A 13,933-nucleotide genomic window follows, 5' to 3' on the forward strand; every position below is an offset into this window, starting at 1 on the left:
CTTGCTCGCTTGACGAGGCAGATGGGCGTGATCGCCCGAACCCGAGGAGCTTATTGATGCTGGCGATGAATTATCGCGGCCCGTACCGCGTTCGTGCGGACGAAAAGCCGATGCCGCAGATCCTCCACCCCGAGGACGCGATCATTCGGGTCACCCGATCGTGCATCTGCGGGTCCGACCTTCATCTGTACCACGGCATGGTTCCCGACACGCGCGTCGGCATGACATTCGGGCACGAGTTCTGCGGCATCGTGGAACAGGTCGGCCCGGCGATCCAGAACCTGAAGGTCGGCGACCATGTGCTGGTGCCGTTCAACATCGCGTGCGGGAAGTGCCATTTCTGCCAGCAGGGCCTGTTCGGCAACTGCCATGAGTCCAACGCGCAGGCGACAGCGGTGGGCGGCATTTATGGCTATTCCCACACCGCGGGCGGCTATGACGGCGGCCAGGCGCAGTATGTTCGTGTGCCATATGCCGATGTTGGCCCGACGGTGATCCCGGACTGGATGGACCCGGACGATGCCGTTCTGCTGACCGATGTCGTCCCGACCGGCTACCAGGCCGCCGAAATGGGCGCGATCAAGCCCGGCGACACGGTGGTGGTGTTCGGCGCCGGCCCCGTCGGCCTGATGGCCGCGCGCTCGGCATGGCTGTTCGGCGCGGGTCGCGTCATTGTCATCGACTGCGAGGAATACCGGCTGGAGTTCGCACGAACATTCGGCCCGGCGGAGGTCTATAACTTCCGCGAGATCGACGACGTGGTTGTGTTCCTGAAAAAGCAGACGGACTCGCTCGGCGCCGACGTGTGCATCGACGCGGTCGGCGGCGATGCGTCGGGCAACGCACTGCAATGGTTCTTTGGCACCAAGCTGAAGCTGGAGGCAGGCAACGCGATCGCGCTTCACTGGGCGATCAACTCGGTCAAGAAGGGCGGTGTCGTGTCGATGGTCGGCGTGTACGGCCCGACCGGCAACATGGTCCCGATTGGCAACGTCGTGAACAAGGGCATCACCATTCGCGCCAACCAGGCATCGGTGAAGCGGCTGCTGCCCCGCCTAATCGAGCATATCCGCGCAGGGCACATCAACCCCAAGGCGATGATCACCCACCGCGTGCCGCTGGCCGACGTTGCGGACGCGTACCACATCTTCGCTGCTAAGCTCGACGGCTGCATCAAGCCCGTGCTGCTGCCCAACGGCGCGTGAGGAGAAACGAACATGGCACAGGCTTTGGTCGACACGTCCACGATCCCCGGCTGGGGGGTCGACACGGACCCGAAGAACAATCCCACCTATCCGATGCGGCACATCGAGGACCAGAAGACCCGCGGTCTGACCTGGCATCGCCCGCCGTTGCAGGAGCCGCAGGTCGAGGTGCTGCAATCGATCGAGCACAACCGCCTGCCCGCGGTGGTCGGCACCTCCACGCCGCCCAGCGGCCTGTCCGGCGCGATCCGCCGCTACGCCTTTCGGCGCAGCGAGTCCGATTGGTGGCATTGGCTGCTGCTGATGGGCGCTGACCGGATCAACGTGGTCGAGGGCGTGATCGAGGATCTGGCCGCCGGAAAGGTGCCGAACGTGCCCGCCGAGATGGGCGCCAAGTCGGAATGGCAGCACAACAAGAACGGCTTCCTGCTGAAAGCCGGGGCGACGCTGGCGATCGGCGCAGTGCTGGTCGCGATCGTGCAGGCGCGGCGCGAAGACCGGGCCGACGAGGATGAAGGCGAAACCATCGCTGCCGAGCCTGCGCACGTGACGGCCCGCGTCGACGAACCGGTGCTGCCCGCGGACCTGGCGACGTCGCAAGTGGTGCCTTTGCCGGGGCTGGACGCATAATGGCCGGGCAAGCGATCCTGTACCGCATGGTGCTGCCTGAGCACACCTGCCCCTTTGGCGTGCGGGCCAAGCAGATGCTGGAGCGGGCGGGATATAACATCGACGATCGCGTGCTGAACAGCCGCGACGAGGTGGAGGCGCTGAAGGCCGACATGGGTGTCGACACCACTCCACAGGTGTTCATCGACGGCGAGCTGATCGGCGGCAGCGACGCGCTCGAAACGTTCCTCGCGGAACAGCGCTGACGTAGAAACGGACGGAGCCGCCCATGCGATCGCTTGCGCAACAGGACGTCGCGGAAATGGGCGGGCGCTGGAGCGTGCTCAGCCGTCAAAAGGCGGATCACGTCGAACTCGACCGGCTGCTCGGGTGCCTTGCAGAAGCGCCCCCGAGCGGCCAGCCGGCAGTGCTGCTCCGGATCTATCGGCTCGTCTTTCCCCACGCGTTCGCCGAAGAAGCGGTGCTGTGGCCGGCCATTCGTCGCGTCCTGCCGGACGGGCAGGAGCTGACCCTGCGTGTCGAGCAGGAGCACCAGCAGATCAACCAGCTGGTGACCCGGCTGGAGGCGCTGGAGCCCGGGACGCCCGATCACGCGGACGTGCTGGCCCGGGTCGTGGACTTGCTGCGCGCGGACGTGCGGGACGAAGAGGACCTGCTGCTGCCCCGCCTTCAGGAAAAGCTGTCGCCTGCGCAGTTGCGCTCGCTCGGGTTCGCCTGGGAGGCGGTCAAGCGGATCGCGCCGACCCGCGCCCATCCGGTCGTTGCGCGGCGGCCGCCGGGCAATGTGCTGTCGGCGCTGCCCCTGACGATCCTCGACCGCAGCCGTGATCATGTCGAAGCGGCGCTTCATCGCGGCCGCCACGCTCGGCGGGCATTGACCAAGGCCGGGGATGCGCTTGCCCGGACCTCGCGCGCGGTAGAGAATCTGCCCGGCATGGATCGGGGCGAGGACCCGTCGACCCACATTCCGCGTCGCCGGTCGCCCTGGGGCGTCATCGCCCTCGTCGCCGTCGCGGGGGCGGCCGTGGGTGCCGGCCTGCGCGCTCAGCGGGGTGGGACAGCTCGCCGGCCCACGGAACACGCAAAGGAAGTCAGATGATCAGCGACAACAGCAACGATCGGGCACCGCAGGCGGAAACGGAACGACCGTCCGCTGAATCGGGGAACTCGTCCAGCGCGGTAAGGGGAACGAGCAGTGCCGCTGCCTCAGGGGTCACCGGCGACGATGCCGGCGCGGGTCTGGTGGGCGGGGCCGATGCCTATCCGTCCGACGGCGCGTCACCTGACCGCGGTGGATCGGCGGGCACGGCCGACAAGCCTGAATGAAGCAGGCGCACCCGGCTAGCCTCAGCGCCAAAATGCCCAGTATTGAATTGTGCTGTACAAGATCACGATCAGTACCAGCGCAATCAGACAGATAATCGCCAAGCGCAGGTAGTTGGGGCTGCTGACAGGTGGGCGGTCCATGATGCACATCCTAGCAAGATGGATGGCAAACCGTCGACCACGGCATTTGTTCAAGCAATCGTTGTTATACTAGATCAACTTGACCGCATGCTCGCATGAGGCACGGAAATACTCACCTGGATCAATCTCGACCAGGCCTGCCCTTGCCGGCTCGCGCGTGATTACAGCGCAATACCGCGGTCCGGGGCGGTCTGAAGCCGGGCAATATCCTGGCGCGGGGGAGCGCCGAACAATCGGCGATACTCCCGGCTGAACTGCGACGGGCTTTCATACCCGACCGCGAAGCTGGCGCTGCCCGCAGTCGCGCCGCGGACCAGCATCAGCCGCCGAGCCTCCTGCAGCCGCAATTGCTTCTGATATTCGAGCGGGGTCATGTGAGTGATCGCCTTGAAATGCGCGTGAAGGGACGAGGTGCTCATCCCCGCCTCTGCTGCAACCTCCTCAATGCGCAATTGCGCGTCATAGCGGGCGCGAATGGCGGCAATGGCGCGACTGACCTGGTTCAGGTGGCTGCCCGCCGTCGCAACGTGCCGCAGCATGGCGCCATGCGGTCCCATCAACAGCCGATACAGGATCTCCCGCTCGATCAGCGGCGCGAGCGCGGCGATGGTGTCGGGCCGGTCGAGCAGCCGGACCAGCCGGCACGCCGCGTCGATCAGGTCGGGATCGCTCGGGTATACTCCCAACGCCGGCATGTCGCTTCGGCTGGAGCTGCCGCCCTCGGCCACGATCAACTCGGCGAGCGCGGCGGGATCGATGTCGATCTTGCAGCATAGATACGGTTTGTCGCTGCTCGCCTGGAGGATGTGGCCGACCAGTGGCAGGTCGACCGACACCAGCAGATAGCGCGACGCGTCATAGACCATGGTGGCATCGCCGATGGACACGCGCTTTGACCCCTGGGCGATCAGGCAAAGCGAGGCTTCGTAAACGGCGGGCGTCGGAACGCTCGGCTGATTGGCGCGGATCAGTGACAGGCGCGGCAATGCCGTGCCCAGGATGCCGGGCTCGGCCATATGACGCTCGATGAGCCGCGCAAGCTCGACGATCTTCTCCATGCCCGGGTCATCGCCGCGACGGCGTTCTCCCGCAACCCGTGTCGGGCAACGCTGGAGGATCGTGCAAGCCTATCGGACGATCGCTCTACCGGTCCGCAGCCCCGACGCGCCATCTGGCTCACATCACCCCAACCCAAGGAGAAGATCATGACGCAGAGCATGAACAAGGTCGTGCTGGTTACCGGCGCATCGAGCGGCATCGGTGAGGCAACGGTGCGCGAACTGGCGAGCGCCGGCGCGCAACTGTTTATCGGCGCCCGGCGTGGCGAGCGGCTAAGGGCGCTGGCCGTGGAACTGGGCGACCGCGTGGCCTGGCGCGAACTCGACGTGACGGACGGGGCGGACTTCGACGCCTTTGCCGATGCCGCGGCGGAGCGGTTCGGGCGTATCGACGTGCTGGTCAACAATGCCGGGGTGATGCCGCTGTCGCCGCTCGCCGCGTTGAAGCGTGACGAGTGGAAGCGCATGATCGACGTCAACATCCACGGCGTGCTCAACGGCATCGCCGCGGTGCTGCCGCGCTTCGTGGCGCAGCGGAACGGCCATGTCGTCAACGTGGCCTCGGTGGGCGCGCACCTCGTGCTGCCGACCGCGGCCGTGTACTGCGGCACCAAATACGCCGTTTGGGCGATCACCGAAGGGCTGCGGCAAGAGCATGACGAGATCCGATCCACGATCATCTCGCCCGGCGTGACCGCGACGGAGCTTGGCGACGACATCAGCGATCCGGGCGTGGCGGCGGCGCTGAAGGACTGGCGGCAGAAGTCGCTGACCCCGGACGCGATCGCCCACGCGATCCGCTATGCCCTGGAGCAGCCCGACGGCGTCGATATCAACGAGATCATCGTACGCCCCACGGCCGCGAACATGTAGGCGATGTGCCTCGCGCCGGCCCGCGGGATCCTCTCGCGGCCGGCGCCCGACCCGCTTCAGCCGTAAAATGTTTCAAAGCGTTGGCGAACTCGGCACGTGAAGGTGGCTAAGGCGTTGGCGCGGGCAGGGGACGGGAGACGCGCCATTACCACCTTCATGTTTGCGACCGGCATCGAGAACAGCGTGCCGACCATCAATAACGGCCGCACCCGCATCGATGAAATGGAGAGTTGTGGCCATTATCAGCGCTGGCGCGAGGACTTCGCGCTGGTGGAGGAGATGGGGATCGGCTTTCTTCGGTTCGGCCCGCCGATCCACAAGACCTGGCTGGGTGAGGGGCGCTATGACTGGTCGTTCGCGGACGAAACATTCGCCGACCTGAGGCGCCGCAACATCGTGCCGATCGTCGACTTGTGCCACTTCGGCGTGCCCGACTGGATCGGAGATTTCCAGAACCCGGACTTCCCGGACCTGTTCTGCAACTATGCCGGGGAGTTCTCGCGCCGCTACCCCTGGGTGCAGCTTTATACCCCGGTGAACGAGATGTTCATCTGCGCGACCTTTTCCGCGCGATACGGCTGGTGGAACGAGCAATTGCAGACCGATCGCGGCTTTGTCACCGCGCTCAAACACTTGGTCAAAGCCAATGTGCAGGCCATGCGCGAGATCCTGCAGATCAGGCCCGACGCCATCTTCATCCAGAGCGAGTCGTCCGAATATTTCCATGCGGAGTCGCCCAAGGCGATCCGTCCCGCCGAGCTGATGAACTCTCAGCGCTTTCTGTCGCTGGACCTCAACTACGGGCGTCGTGTCGATTCAGAGATGTACGAATACCTCATGGATAACGGCATGACTCGGGCGGAATATCACTTCTTCCTCGACAATCGCCTGAAGCAGCACTGCATCATGGGTAACGACTATTACGTCACCAACGAGCATCGCGTGTCTGATGACGGCGTGACGCGCGCCGCGGGTGAGATCTTCGGCTACAGCGAGATCACGCGGCAGTACCACGCCCGCTATCGCCTGCCCGTGATGCACACCGAAACCAACCTCAACCAGGGGCCGCTCGGCACGGAGGCGGTGGATTGGCTGTGGAAGGAGTGGGCCAACGTCCTGCGCGTGCGCAACGACGGCGTGCCCGTGGTCGGCTTCACCTGGTATTCGCTGACGGATCAGGTCGACTGGGACACCGCGCTTCGGGAAAAGAACGGCAACGTCAATCCGCTCGGGCTGTTCGACCTGGACCGCAACATCCGCCCGGTCGGACGGGCATACAAGAAGCTGATCGGCCAGTGGCGCGACGTGCTGCCGACCCAAAGCCTGTGCCTGACCGTGCCGGTGGTGATGCCGCGCGAGGACGGCGACGACCATGCGGAAGCGCAATGGGTGCGCGCGGAGGAGATGCTGATCGCCGCCGCCGCGGCGCAGGGCGAGTAAGCCTCAGCGGGCCGGAGCGGTTGGGCGCGGGTGCAACCAGCCACTGTCGCTCAGCCAGTCGGCCAGGCGGTCGGGCCAGTGCAGGATGCTGATCCGTTCGGATCTCGCGCCGATGTTGAACGCGTGGTCGGTGTCCGCGAACAGGTGCAGTTCCGCCGATACCCCCGCATCGCGCAACTGGTTGTAGAGTGTCATGGCCGGTGGCGCGCAGCATTTGTCGAGCGAACCCGCTGCGATGAACGCAGGCGGCGCGCCCGCAGCGCTCTTTGCCGGTGAGCCGAGCGGACCGGGATAGACCAGCACCTGGAAGTCAGGCCGTGCGCTCACCCGGTCGATCGCATCGCCGGCGAGTGCGACGGGCGGCGGATTGTCGGCAACGAGCTGTACCAGCTCGCCGCCCGCCGAAAAGCCCATCACGCCGATCCGCGCCGGGTCGATGCCATAATCGCGGGCGTGGGCGCGGACATACCGCACCGCGCGGACCAGGTCGGCCGCCGCGTCGCGCTCGATCGAGTAGGTCGATCCCGGCTCGCGCGAGAGGCGGTATTTGAGCACGAACGCGGTAACGCCATAGCGGGTCAGCGCCTTTGCCGGCCCCATGCCTTCGTTGATCCACACCAGCATGTTGTGGCCGCCGCCCGGCACCACGATCACCGCCGCGCCGTTCGCATGGGACGGGTCGGCGCGCATCACCGTCAGCGAGGGCGCGTGGACGTTGTGAACATAGGTGTTCTCGATCCGCTCGGGCTCGCCGCGATGCGCTTGCGCACCCGGCGCGCCCTTGGGCCACAGCGTCACCACCTCTGCTGCGGGGATGGCGGGGGCGACCTGTGCGGCTGCAGGCATCGCGGCCGCGACCAGGCATAGGGCAAGGAGGCGGAGGATCACGGGGTGTTTGCTCCTGCTGGTGGTCGGGCCGCTCTGCCATGGACGGCCCGGTGGGTCACTGCGACGATGGTCGCACATGCTGCCCCAAACCGCCTAGGCTAGGAGAAGCGCACAATACGGGAGACACGGGTGATGAAGGCTATCCTGGCGGCCACGACGGCCTTGATGCTGCTGCCCGTGCCGGCGCTGGCGAAGTCGACTTCCGTGTACCTGACGCGGCCGGACGATCCGCGCGCGATCGTCGCGGCGGGCGTGGGCGACGGACGGGCCGACGACTCCGCCGCCTTGCAGCGCGCGATCGACACCGCGGCCCAGGGCGGGCGTGGCGGCGTCGTGTTCGTGCCATCGGGGCGCTATCGCATCAGCCGCACGATCCTGGTGCGATCGGGCGTGCGCGTGTTCGGGGTGGGTCCAACCCGTCCGGTCATCGTGCTGGGCGACAACACGCTCGGTTATGGCGAGGGGCTGGCCGCGATGGTCGCCTTTACCGGCGAGGACCAGTACCGCGTCGGCAAGGCGCCGGTGCCGCCGCGCACCACCGTGCCCTTCGACCCTTCGATCTTCGACGCGACTTCCAGCACCTTTTACTCCGCCCTGTCGAACATCGATTTCGAGATCGGGCAGGGCAATGCCGGTGCGGTCGCCGTTCGCTTCCGCGTCGCGCAGCATGGCTATTTGCGCCATGTCGACTTCCACCTGGGGTCGGGCCTGGCCGGCATCTATCAGGCGGGCAACGAGTGCGAGGACCTGCGCTTCTACGGCGGGCGCTATGGCATCCTGACCGAAAAGACCTCGCCCGCCTGGCAGTTCACGCTGATCGATTCGGAGTTCGACGGACAGCGCGAGGCGGCGATCCGCGAGCATGAGGTCGACCTGACGCTGGTCAACGTCGCCATGCGCAACACCCCGGTCGGGATCGAGATCAACCGCGGCCAGTCGGATTCGCTATGGGGCAAGGACGTCCGGTTCGAGAACATCGCCCAGGCGGGCGTCGTGATCTCGGAAGAGAATAATGTCTTCACCCAGATAGGCTTCGAGAACGCGGTTGCGGTCAACACGCCGACCTTTGCGCGCTTCCGTGACAGCGGCCGCACGGTGGCGGGGCAGGGCAGGGCGTACCGGGTCGCGGACTTCTCCTATGCCCTGAAGGTCCCAGCGCTCGGTCAGATGGGCGATTATGCCACCACTGCCGTCATCAAGCCGCTGTCGAGCGCGCCCAAGCGCCGCGCCAACGCGATCCGCGCGCTGCCGCCGGTCAGCCAATGGGCAAACGTCCGCTCGCTGGGGGTGAAGGGCGACGATGCGACGGACGACACTGCCGCCCTGCAGCGCGCGATCGACACGCATCGCGTGCTCTACCTGCCGCTTGGCCGTTACCGTGTGTCCGACACGCTGAAGCTTCGCCCCGACACGGTGCTGATCGCGTTGCACCCCAGCCTGACGCACATCTATCTGCCCGATGAGCTGCCCGGCTATGCCGGCGTCGGCGGGCCCAAGGCGCTGATCGAGAGCGCGAAGGGCGGCAACGCGATCGTGCATGGCGTCGGCCTGTGGACGGGCGGGGTGAACCCGCGCGCGACGGCGCTGTTGTGGAAGGCGGGCGAGGCGTCGGAGGTCAACGACGTCAAGATCCAGGGCGGTGGCGGCACCGACCTTGGCACCGGCAGCAAGATCGGCTTTGGCGATCCGCGTGCGCGCTTCGACGGGCAGCATCCCAGCATCTGGGTGACCGATGGCGGCGGCGGCACCTTTTCGGCGATCTGGTCGCCCAACACGCTGGCCCAGGCCGGCTTCTATGTGTCCAACACCAAGACGCCCGGCCACGTCTATGAGCTGTCGGCGGAGCATCATTACCGTGCCGAAATCGTGCTCGACGGGGTGGAGAACTGGGAATTCCTGGCGCCGCAGACCGAGCAGGAGGTCGCGGACGGCGTCAACGCGGTGTCGACCGAGATGCGCAATTCGCGCAACATCCTGTTCGCCAACTACCATGGCTATCGCGTCACCCGCACCGCCAAGCCGATGGACGCGGCGGTGAAGCTGTACAATTCGGGTGAGATCCGCTTCCGCAACGTCCATGTGAACGCGGAAAGCGGCTTTGCGAGCTGCGATGCCAAGGGCTGCGGCACCTACCTGCGCGCGAGCAAATATCCGGTCGAGAACGCGATCAAGGACATGACGCGCCAGCAGGAGGTGCGCGAGCGCGAGTTCGCGTCGCTGGACGTGCCCGCCGTACCAGCACAGGCCGCAACCGCCTCAATGGTTCCGGTCACCCAGGGCGTGCGGACGCTGGCAAGCGGCTTCTACTCGATCGCGGGCGGGGCAGTGGATGCCAAGGGCAAGCTGTTCTTCATCGACCGCTTCTTTCAGCGCATCCACGGCTGGTCGGCGGGCGAAGGGCTGACGATCGTCGCCGACGCGCCGCTCGACCCGGTGAACCTGGCAGTTGATCGCTCCGGCGACCTGCTGGTGCTGTCTTCGGCCGGACGTGACGGGACGGTTTATTCGATCGACCCGAAACAGCCCGCTGCGGTGCGGGTGATCCAGCCGACGCCCACCAGGTCCCGCGGCAATGCGGTGACGCTGCTGCCGGTCAACAGCTGGCACAACAGCGAGTTCAACGACCGGATCGACCCCAAGACCTACCAGTTCCCGACCATGACCGAGCTGTTCGCGCGGGAAGTCGGTGAGGTGAAGCAGTCCGAGTATGTATCACCGGACGGATCGCTGACGCTGCCCGCGTTCCGCGTCTGGAACCAGGGGCCGGACAACCACCAGGGCTGGCGCTGGTCCGACACGCTCGACGCCCATGGCTTCGTGGCGGCCAAGCCCGGCGAGCGCGCGTTCGTGACTAACCCGTCGCAGAACATCACCTATAGCGGGCTGGTGGGCGCGGGCGGCAGCCTGACCGACCTCAAGCCCTTTGCGAACCGGGGCGGCGAGAGCGTCGTGCGTGACGCCGCGGGCAATGTGTATGTCGCAAACGGGCAGGTGTTCGTTTACGCGCCCGATGGCTCGCTGACCCGGCGCATCGACGTGCCGCAGCGGCCGTTGCAGCTGGTGATCGGTGGGGAGAACGGGCGCACGCTGTTCATGCTGGCCCACCACGCGCTGTACGCGATCGACCTGTGAGCAGCCGGGGTTGAAGCGTGGCGGCCAGGCGGTGACCCCGCCTGGCCATCGTCCTGCCGGACGGTCGGGGAGTTCGGCGGACACAAAAAACCGCCGGGCCCGGGTGGGCGCCGACGGTCAGGGGGGACTGGTTCAGGCGTTCGCGGGAATGGGTTGGCCAGCGAGCGCCTGGGCCGCGATGGCGACCTGTGTTCGGTTGCGAACGTTGAGCTTGCGCATCAGGGCGGTCATGTGCGCCTTTACGGTCGCTTCCGCGATGCCAAGGTCATAAGCGATCTGTTTGTTCAGGAGCCCGGAACGGACACCGCGCAGCACCCGCATCTGGGTGGGGGTGAGCGTCGCCAGCGCGACCGGGTCGCCTGGCGAGCCTGCGGAAGAGCTATTTGCGTGCACCAACATCCTCCCAACTTTCGTCGGCGGCGTTGCGCACATGTGCTCGAACGCCGCTTCGTTGCGATCCATCCGCGCCGGTCTTCGCCGAAATCGGTTGGACAGGTCGCTTGTATGATCCCGACTCATGGACGGGATCAAGCCTTTTCTGTTGCCGTCGGCCAAAAACCTGTCTTACAGATTGCAGCGCGGCACAGACCGCAAGGGAGGGATGACCGTTATGGCTTTCAACGGCACAGCCACGCGCGGGGCGAAAGCGTGACCGGAGCGGACATCCGGCTGATCGCCGCGGCATTGTTCGGCATCGCGCTGGCGGTTGTCATGATCGTGCGCGGTCGACTTCACCCCTTTATCGGGTTGTTGTGCGGCGCGTTCGCCGTTGGCCTGCTGGCCGGGCTTCCGCTCGCGGACACGGGCAAGGCGGTGCAGAAGGGCGTTGGCGACATCATCGGCGGCACCGGCCTGGTAGTATCGCTTGGCCTGTCACTCGGCGCGATGCTGCATCTGTCGGGCGGCGCCGCGGCGCTGGCACACAGCGCGCTGCGGCTGACCGGCCCGCGCGCGGCACCCTGGGCGACGCTGGGCATCGCCATGGTGATCGGCCTGCCGTTGTTCTTCGAAACGGGTTTGGTGCTGCTGCTGCCGATCGTGGTCGCGGCGGCGCAGGCGATGGCGGGCGATGCCAAGGGCGGCGCGGGCGATGAAGCGAAGCTGCGGCTGATGCTGCCGGCGCTCGCCGGGCTGGGCGTGGTGCACGCGCTGGTGCCGCCGCATCCGGGGCCGCTGCTCGCGGTGGAAGCGCTGAACGCCAATCTTGGCCTGACGATGCTCTATGGCCTGATCATCGCGGTGCCGACCGCGATCCTCGCTGGGCCGGTCCTTGCCGCCCTTGTGTCGCGCGGCGTCAAGCTCGACCCGCCGGTGCTGGGCGATCCCATCCTGGACGGGCCGCCGCCGGCCCGCAGCTCAACGCTGTTGCTGGTACTGCTGCCCGTGCTGCTGATCGCGGCGGGCGAGATCGGTCAGATGCTGCCGGGGATGCGGGGGGTGACCTGGCTCGCCGCCGCCGCCAATCCGGTACTTGCGCTGTTGATCACCAATCTCGTTGCCCTGCCGCTGTTGTTCGGTCGGCATCTGGCGAGCTCGCGTATCCAGGATGCGATCTGGCACGAAACACTGGGGCCGGCTGGTGCCATCCTGCTCGCGATCGGTGCGGGCGGCGCGTTGAAGCAGGTGCTGGTGAGCGCCGGGCTGTCGGACCTGCTTGCGCGGCTGGTGCTGGGGCATGCCATATCGCCCTTGCTGCTCGGCTGGCTGATCGCGGTCGGGATCAGGTTGGCGGCCGGGTCCGCGACGGTGGCGACCATCACCGCGGTTGGCGTGATGCCGGGCGTGGTGGCGGCGTCCGGCGTGTCGCCTGAGCTGGTGGTTCTGGCGATCGGCGCGGGATCGGTGTTCTTCAGCCACGTCAACGATCCGGGCTTCTGGCTGGTGAAGGGCTATCTCGGCACGAACACGCCCGACACGTTCAAGACATGGTCCCTTCTCGAGACGACCATCTCGGTAGTCGGGCTCGCGCTGGTCATGGTCGCAAGCTACATCGTGTGACCATGTCCCCCGCGCAGCTTCTGACCCGATCGGCACGCCTGTGATCGAGGGGCGGCTGGCCGACCGGGCCTATACGGGCATCGTCCAGATCATCAACGACGAGCAGCTCGCGACGGGCGACCGCCTTCCGTCCGAAGCGCGGCTGGCCGAAATGTTCGGCATGTCGCGGACGATCGTACGCGAGGCGTTGGTGCGGCTGGCATCGGACGGCATCACCGAGGCGCGCCGGGGCGCTGGTTCCTATGTGAAGCGTCGCCCGTCAGAGCGACTGGGCGCACACATGGCGATGGCGGACCTGGCGGCGACGCTCGGCACGTACGAGGTCCGCTTCGTCCTGGAAGCGGAGTCGGCGCGGCTGGCGGCGCAGCGGCGCTCCCCCGAAGCGCTGCAGGCGATCGAGGAACGGCTGGCGGCGCTTCGCACGGCCCTGTTGTCGAGCGCGCCGGCGCATGACGAGGACTGGTTCCTGCACCGCGCCATTGCAGAAGCGACGGCCAACACCGCGTTCCTGTCGATCTTCGACCATCTGCGCGAGGATGTGGAACGCATCCTGAAGGCGGGGGTCGACATCTCCCGCTCGCGCCCGCCGGAGGTGATCGCGGCGATGATGGGGGAACATGACGCGATCGTGGAGGCGATTCGGACGCAGGACGCGGACGGCGCCGCGCTGGCGATGCGGTGGCACCTGAGCCAGGGCCGCAAGCGGCTGATGCCCTGAAGTCCCCTTGCGGGCTGTTATCAGCTCGCGAGAAGCGTGTCGTGGGCCCAGCGCTGCGCAGCCTCGGCCAGGCGTTCGGGCGGCAGGCGGGAATCGAGCTGCAACGCGCGCTCGCCCGGGCCCGGCCGTTCCAGCGCGGCAAGCTGGCTGCCGAGCAGGCTGGCGGGCATGTAGTGGCCCGGCCGGCAGGTCAGGCGGTGCTGCAATTCGTCCCGGTCCGCTTCGAGCAGGATGAACAGCACGGGGACGCCCGCCGCGGCCGCCAGCCGTTCGCGATAGACCCGCTTCAGCGCGGAACAGGCAACCACCGCGAGCCCGCTTTCCCGGACCGCCGCGCCCGCCGCGGCACCCAAGTCGTCGAGCCAGGGCCAGCGGTCGTTGTCGTCGAGCGGCTGACCGGAGCGCATCTTGGCAACGTTGTCAGACGGGTGGAAAAGGTCACCTTCCAAAAAGGGTGCGCCGAGCTGGTCGGCCAGGAAAATGCCCAGCGTCGACTTGCCGCTGCCGCTGACGCCCATGATCAC

The 13,933-nt window shown here is 66.8% G+C and carries 14 protein-coding genes; 10 read left to right on the top strand and 4 right to left on the bottom strand.

Features of this window, described 5'->3' with window-relative positions; genetic code table 11:
• Window positions 1–56 precede the first annotated feature (56 nt).
• From FHS94_RS16650 to FHS94_RS16670, 5 genes are read left to right on the top strand one after another with little or no spacing between them, the layout of a single operon-like run.
• A complete protein-coding gene (locus tag FHS94_RS16650) occupies window positions 57–1,205 on the top strand; it encodes a zinc-dependent alcohol dehydrogenase (RefSeq protein ID WP_184059972.1) in 1,149 nt (382 codons plus the stop codon).
• A gap of 12 nt (window positions 1,206–1,217) precedes the next feature.
• Window positions 1,218–1,835: a hypothetical protein gene (locus FHS94_RS16655; RefSeq protein ID WP_184059974.1), complete on the top strand. Its 618-nt coding sequence runs from the start codon at window positions 1,218–1,220 to the stop codon at window positions 1,833–1,835.
• The gene (locus FHS94_RS16660) at window positions 1,835–2,080 is read left to right on the top strand and encodes a glutaredoxin domain-containing protein (protein WP_246348735.1); all 246 of its coding nucleotides are present in this window, start codon (window positions 1,835–1,837) and stop codon (window positions 2,078–2,080) included. The genes FHS94_RS16655 and FHS94_RS16660 overlap by 1 nt, the downstream gene beginning before the upstream one ends.
• Before the next feature lie 23 nt (window positions 2,081–2,103).
• Window positions 2,104–2,934 (top strand): hemerythrin domain-containing protein, encoded by an 831-nt coding sequence (locus tag FHS94_RS16665; protein WP_184059976.1) that lies wholly within the window; start codon window positions 2,104–2,106, stop codon window positions 2,932–2,934.
• Entirely contained in the window at window positions 2,931–3,161 is a 231-nt protein-coding gene (locus FHS94_RS16670; protein WP_184059978.1) for a hypothetical protein, read from the top strand. Before FHS94_RS16665 ends, FHS94_RS16670 begins: the two co-directional genes overlap by 4 nt.
• Before the next feature lie 302 nt (window positions 3,162–3,463).
• Here FHS94_RS16670 and FHS94_RS16675 read toward each other — a convergent pair whose 3' ends face one another.
• A complete protein-coding gene (locus FHS94_RS16675; protein ID WP_184059980.1) occupies window positions 3,464–4,360 on the bottom strand; it encodes an AraC family transcriptional regulator in 897 nt (298 codons plus the stop codon).
• Window positions 4,361–4,507: 147 nt separating this feature from the next.
• Between FHS94_RS16675 and FHS94_RS16680 the strand changes: the two genes are divergently transcribed.
• Together FHS94_RS16680 and FHS94_RS16685 are read left to right on the top strand one after the other, a co-directional pair.
• The gene (locus FHS94_RS16680) at window positions 4,508–5,233 is read left to right on the top strand and encodes an SDR family oxidoreductase (protein WP_184059982.1); all 726 of its coding nucleotides are present in this window, start codon (window positions 4,508–4,510) and stop codon (window positions 5,231–5,233) included.
• 96 nt (window positions 5,234–5,329) lie between these two features.
• A complete protein-coding gene (locus tag FHS94_RS16685) occupies window positions 5,330–6,673 on the top strand; it encodes a family 1 glycosylhydrolase (RefSeq protein ID WP_343055335.1) in 1,344 nt (447 codons plus the stop codon).
• Window positions 6,674–6,676: 3 nt separating this feature from the next.
• Here FHS94_RS16685 and FHS94_RS16690 read toward each other — a convergent pair whose 3' ends face one another.
• Window positions 6,677–7,561 (bottom strand): alpha/beta hydrolase, encoded by an 885-nt coding sequence (locus tag FHS94_RS16690; protein WP_343055336.1) that lies wholly within the window; start codon window positions 7,559–7,561, stop codon window positions 6,677–6,679.
• 132 nt (window positions 7,562–7,693) lie between these two features.
• On the opposite strand from FHS94_RS16690, the gene FHS94_RS16695 reads away from it, so the two are divergent.
• Window positions 7,694–10,693 (top strand): glycosyl hydrolase family 28-related protein, encoded by a 3,000-nt coding sequence (locus FHS94_RS16695; protein WP_184060094.1) that lies wholly within the window; start codon window positions 7,694–7,696, stop codon window positions 10,691–10,693.
• 132 nt (window positions 10,694–10,825) lie between these two features.
• Here FHS94_RS16695 and FHS94_RS16700 read toward each other — a convergent pair whose 3' ends face one another.
• Window positions 10,826–11,092: a helix-turn-helix domain-containing protein gene (locus FHS94_RS16700; protein WP_184059983.1), complete on the bottom strand. Its 267-nt coding sequence runs from the start codon at window positions 11,090–11,092 to the stop codon at window positions 10,826–10,828.
• Between the two features lie 249 nt (window positions 11,093–11,341).
• On the opposite strand from FHS94_RS16700, the gene FHS94_RS16705 reads away from it, so the two are divergent.
• Complete coding sequence (locus tag FHS94_RS16705) at window positions 11,342–12,691, top strand: GntT/GntP/DsdX family permease (protein WP_184059985.1); 1,350 nt, start codon at window positions 11,342–11,344, stop codon at window positions 12,689–12,691.
• A gap of 40 nt (window positions 12,692–12,731) precedes the next feature.
• On the top strand, window positions 12,732–13,409 hold the full coding sequence (locus tag FHS94_RS16710; protein ID WP_184059987.1) for an FCD domain-containing protein: 678 nt from the start codon (window positions 12,732–12,734) through the stop codon (window positions 13,407–13,409).
• Between the two features lie 20 nt (window positions 13,410–13,429).
• On the opposite strand, the gene FHS94_RS16715 is transcribed toward FHS94_RS16710, so the two are convergent.
• Window positions 13,430–13,927, bottom strand: a complete 498-nt coding sequence (locus FHS94_RS16715) for a gluconokinase (RefSeq protein WP_184060096.1) — start codon at window positions 13,925–13,927, stop codon at window positions 13,430–13,432.
• Window positions 13,928–13,933: the final 6 nt, after the last annotated feature.

It is taken from the genome of Sphingomonas aerophila, assembly GCF_014199305.1.
Lineage (GTDB): Bacteria > Pseudomonadota > Alphaproteobacteria > Sphingomonadales > Sphingomonadaceae > Sphingomonas > Sphingomonas aerophila.